The organism is Pseudescherichia sp. (assembly GCF_031998825.1).
Lineage (GTDB): Bacteria > Pseudomonadota > Gammaproteobacteria > Enterobacterales > Enterobacteriaceae > Pseudescherichia.
Map to the genome: position 1 here is coordinate 1 of NZ_DAMACX010000100.1, position 3965 is coordinate 3965.

The 3965-nt window shown below is 56.7% G+C and carries 5 protein-coding genes; 2 read left to right on the top strand and 3 right to left on the bottom strand.

Features of this window, described 5'->3' with window-relative positions:
- The first annotated feature begins 12 nt into the window (after positions 1 to 12).
- A complete protein-coding gene (pyrE, locus tag RTP97_RS21225) occupies positions 13 to 654 on the top strand; it encodes an orotate phosphoribosyltransferase (protein WP_312228179.1) in 642 nt (213 codons plus the stop codon).
- A gap of 44 nt (positions 655 to 698) precedes the next feature.
- On the opposite strand, the gene slmA is transcribed toward pyrE, so the two are convergent.
- The 3 genes from slmA to coaBC are packed head-to-tail and all read right to left on the bottom strand — an operon-like array spanning position 699 to position 2982.
- Complete coding sequence (gene slmA / locus RTP97_RS21230; protein ID WP_042393345.1) at positions 699 to 1295, bottom strand: nucleoid occlusion factor SlmA; 597 nt, start codon at positions 1293 to 1295, stop codon at positions 699 to 701.
- A 39-nt stretch (positions 1296 to 1334) separates the two neighbouring features.
- Positions 1335 to 1793 carry a dUTP diphosphatase gene (dut, locus tag RTP97_RS21235; RefSeq protein WP_312417165.1) on the bottom strand — a complete coding sequence of 153 codons (459 nt, stop codon included), beginning with the start codon at positions 1791 to 1793 and terminating at the stop codon, positions 1335 to 1337.
- Positions 1771 to 2982 carry a bifunctional phosphopantothenoylcysteine decarboxylase/phosphopantothenate--cysteine ligase CoaBC gene (coaBC, locus tag RTP97_RS21240; protein WP_312417168.1) on the bottom strand — a complete coding sequence of 404 codons (1212 nt, stop codon included), beginning with the start codon at positions 2980 to 2982 and terminating at the stop codon, positions 1771 to 1773. The genes dut and coaBC overlap by 23 nt, the downstream gene beginning before the upstream one ends.
- A gap of 208 nt (positions 2983 to 3190) precedes the next feature.
- On the opposite strand from coaBC, the gene radC reads away from it, so the two are divergent.
- Positions 3191 to 3850 (top strand): RadC family protein, encoded by a 660-nt coding sequence (gene radC / locus RTP97_RS21245; protein ID WP_312417171.1) that lies wholly within the window; start codon positions 3191 to 3193, stop codon positions 3848 to 3850.
- Positions 3851 to 3965: the final 115 nt, after the last annotated feature.

A 3965-nucleotide genomic window follows, 5' to 3' on the forward strand; every position in this document is an offset into this window, starting at 1 on the left:
AGGAGCGAATCCATGAAACCGTATCAGCGCCAGTTTATTGAGTTTGCGCTTAACAAGCAGGTACTTAAGTTCGGCGAGTTTACGCTGAAATCCGGGCGTAAAAGCCCCTATTTCTTCAACGCCGGGCTGTTTAATACCGGGCGCGATCTGGCACTGTTAGGCCGTTTCTATGCCGAAGCGCTGGTAGATTCCGGTATCGACTTCGATCTGCTGTTTGGCCCTGCCTATAAAGGCATTCCCATCGCTACCACTACGGCGGTTGCGCTGGCGGAGCACCACGAACGTGACGTGCCCTACTGCTTCAACCGTAAAGAGGCCAAAGACCACGGTGAGGGCGGCAATCTGGTGGGCAGTGCGCTGCAGGGTCGCGTGATGCTGGTGGATGATGTGATCACCGCCGGAACCGCTATCCGTGAGTCGATGGAGATTATCCAGGCTAATGGTGCGACGCTGGCCGGGGTGCTGATCTCCCTTGACCGCCAGGAGCGCGGGCGCAGTGATATCTCAGCGATTCAGGAGGTCGAGCGCGACTACGGCTGCCAGGTGATTTCTATCATCACCCTGAAGGATCTGATTGCTTATCTGGAAGAGCGCCCGGAGATGGCGAACCATCTGGCGTCGGTGCAGGCGTATCGGGAAGAGTTTGGGGTTTAAGCGTTAAGCTGCCCGGTAGCGCGAACGCTGACCGGGCTTACGCATTAATGTAGCTGAGCCACCATCAGCGGCCAGCGGACGTCAAAATCGTCCGTGGGCCGGTATTTGAACTCGCTGCGTACAAAGCGCGACAGCATGCCTTCACACTGGGCCAGCAGCTGGCTCGCCAGCAGCGTTTCATCCACGGTAAAACCTTCACCCTCGCGCATTTTCCGTTCGCGCAAAACCTGCCTCAGCTGCGACTCAATTCGCTCAAACAGCTGGTTAATACGGCTCTGGAGGCGATCCTGCTCAAACATCAGCGCGTGACCGGTGAGGATCCGCGTCAGCCCTGGATTACGCTCGCCGAAACCTAAAATCAGCTGAATGATGAGACGCAGGCGTGCCAGCGTATCTTTCTCATCTTTTAGGATTAAGTTGATACGCGTCGTCAGACTATCTTCGATAAACTCGATCAAGCTGTCAAACATGCGCGTTTTGCTTGGAAAATGCCGATAAAGGGCCGCTTCGGAAACACCTACCGATGCAGCCAGCTTCGCCGTGGTAATGCGTTGGCTGCCATCGCTGGATTCAAGCATTAGCGCCAGAGACTGGAGTATTTCTTCGCGACGATTCCTTTTCGCGGTTTGTTTTTCTGCCATGTTTTAGACGCATCCTGGATGATATAAGGATGAGGCGACTTACTGACGCCCGGAATGGCCGAAGCCGCCTTCACCACGTTCAGAGCTGTCAAACTCTTCTACCAGGTTAAACTCTGCCTGCACCACCGGCACAAATACCATCTGTGCAATACGTTCGCCCGGCTCAATCGTGAAGGTTTCTTTGCCACGGTTCCAGACGGAGACCATCAGCTGCCCCTGGTAATCCGAATCAATCAGGCCAACCAGGTTGCCCAGCACCACGCCATGCTTATGACCGAGGCCCGAGCGCGGTAAAATCACGGCGGCCAGCGACGGATCGGCAATGTGAATAGCCAGGCCGGTCGGCAGCAGCGTCGTTGCGCCCGGCGCCAACTCTACGGCGTCATCAAGACAGGCTCGCAGGTCAAGACCGGCAGAGCCGGAGGTGGCGTAAGTTGGCAGCGGAAACGCTTTACCAACGCGCGGGTCCATAATTTTAACGTCGATTTTTTTCATCATAACGGGTAACGATCTCGTCCAGTAGTAGTTGTCCCAGAAGTGCTTTGCGCTCAAGCGGCAAGACTTTGTCGCCGTCCTGCCAGAAAAGGTGTAATGCGTTGCTGTCGCTGTTAAACCCTTGATTTTCACCAGATACGTCGTTGGCGCAGATCAGATCAAGGTTTTTGCGGATACGTTTTTGCCGGGCGTATTCTTCCACATTATTTGTTTCGGCGGCAAACCCTACCACATAGGGGCGGTTGGTACTCAGCGCGGCAACACCGGCAACGATATCCGGGTTTTTAACCATTTTTATTGTAATTTCATCGGTTTGCTTTTTGATCTTCTCATCGGCAACGACGGCGGCGCGGTAGTCAGCGACGGCAGCACAGCCGATAAAAATCTGCTGCGACTGAACCTGAGCCTGTACGGCGGCGTCCATCTCCAGCGCGGTCATGACATTAACGCGCTTCACCCCTGCTGGCGTCGGCAGCGAAACCGGGCCGCTCACCAGCGTCACGTTCGCGCCAAGGCGAGCAGCGGCGGCGGCAATGGCGAAGCCCATCTTGCCAGAGCTTTTGTTGGTGATGTAGCGCACCGGATCCAGCGGCTCCTGCGTCGGTCCAGCGGTAATCATGATATTCAGATGTTGCAGCGTTTTGACAGGCGAAAAATGCGCTGCGGCCAGATCGACGATAGCCAGCGGGTCAAGCATCCGGCCTGGGCCGACGTCACCGCAGGCCTGGCTGCCGCTGTCCGGCCCCCACTCCAGCAGGCCACGGGCGGTCAGCACGCTCAGGTTATGCTGCGTGGCGGCGTTGCGGTACATCTGCTGGTTCATCGCTGGTACGACCGCGACGGGTGACGGGGTGGCCAGGCAGATCGTCGTAACCAGGTCGTTAGCCATACCGGCGGCCACGCGGGCAATCAGGTCGGCAGTTGCCGGGGCGAGGATCACCAGGTCGGCCCACTTGCCCAGCTCGATATGTCCCATTGCCGCTTCGGCAGCCGGATCCAGCAGGCTATCGGAAACCGGATAGCCCGATACCGCCTGCAGGCTGAGGGGGGTGATAAAGGCTTTGGCACCCTCTGTCATTGCCACACGCACCTCTGCGCCGCGATCGCGCAGACGACGTACCAGCTCCGGCGTTTTGTAGGCAGCAATACCGCCACTCACGCCAAGAACGATTTTTTTACCGGCCAGGCTCATCATGATTCATTCCTGTTGGGTTTCACCAGAAGGTGGGCATTTTATCACACTCTGGAAAGTGAGGTGCTTTTGCGCATCACTCCCTTTACGAGCCGCCACGCAAAAGCGAAAACCGCAGGTCGAGCCACCCATCGCACCGTGGCAAAATAGGGTTTTCACAGGGAGGAGCGCTATGGAAACGGCGAGATCGCTGACGTCATATGAGAACATGCCACGTGAAAAGATGCCCCGCGAGAAGATGCTGCGCCTGGGGATTGCATCCCTCACTGACATTGAGCTGCTGGCGCTGTTTCTGCGTACCGGTACGCCGGAGCGCAGCGTGATGGCGTTTGCCGAGTATCTTGTCGCGCATTTCGGTTCGCTTTACGATCTGCTCTCCGCAGATGCGCAACAGTTTGCTGAGGTGTCGGGCATCGGCGTGGCGAAGTTTGCCCAGCTCAAAGGCATTGCCGAGCTGGCGCGCCGCTATCATGCCTCAAGCATTCAGGAGGCGCTGACGCTGGACAGCCCGCAGGCCACCAGAACGTTTCTGCAAAGCCAGCTTGCCGACGAGCCGCGCGAGATTTTTCTGGTCATCTATCTCAACAACCAGAACCGGGTGCTCAGGCACAGCCGCCTCTTTTCCGGCACGTTAAGCCACGTTGAGGTCCACCCGCGGGAAATTGTCCGGGAAGCCATCGCGATCAACGCTGCCGCCGTGATCCTTGCCCATAATCATCCTTCAGGTTATGCAGAACCCAGTTTTGCTGATAAACAAATCACCGAACGTGTGGTAAAATGTTGTGAATTCATGGATATCCGTGTATTAGACCACCTCGTTGTAGGCCGGGGAGAGTGGGTTTCATTTGCCGAACGTGGTTGGATTTAAACCACCCCGCGCGATCCAGCGGGATCTTTGTCTGTTCGGGACTTGAGCACACAGCCGACACAGCGTATACTACGCCACCTTTGAGAATCTCGGGTTTGGCATTTGGGCCTGGCAA

Bases quoted from the DNA above. Each gene is read 5' to 3' on its own strand.
- coaBC (WP_312417168.1), bottom strand. From the start codon at position 2,982: ATGAGCCTGGCCGGTAAAAAAATCGTTCTTGGCGTGAGTGGCGGTATT.
- pyrE (WP_312228179.1), top strand. From the start codon at position 13: ATGAAACCGTATCAGCGCCAGTTTATTGAGTTTGCGCTTAACAAGCAG.
- slmA (WP_042393345.1), bottom strand. From the start codon at position 1,295: ATGGCAGAAAAACAAACCGCGAAAAGGAATCGTCGCGAAGAAATACTC.
- dut (WP_312417165.1), bottom strand. From the start codon at position 1,793: ATGATGAAAAAAATCGACGTTAAAATTATGGACCCGCGCGTTGGTAAA.
- radC (WP_312417171.1), top strand. From the start codon at position 3,191: ATGCCACGTGAAAAGATGCCCCGCGAGAAGATGCTGCGCCTGGGGATT.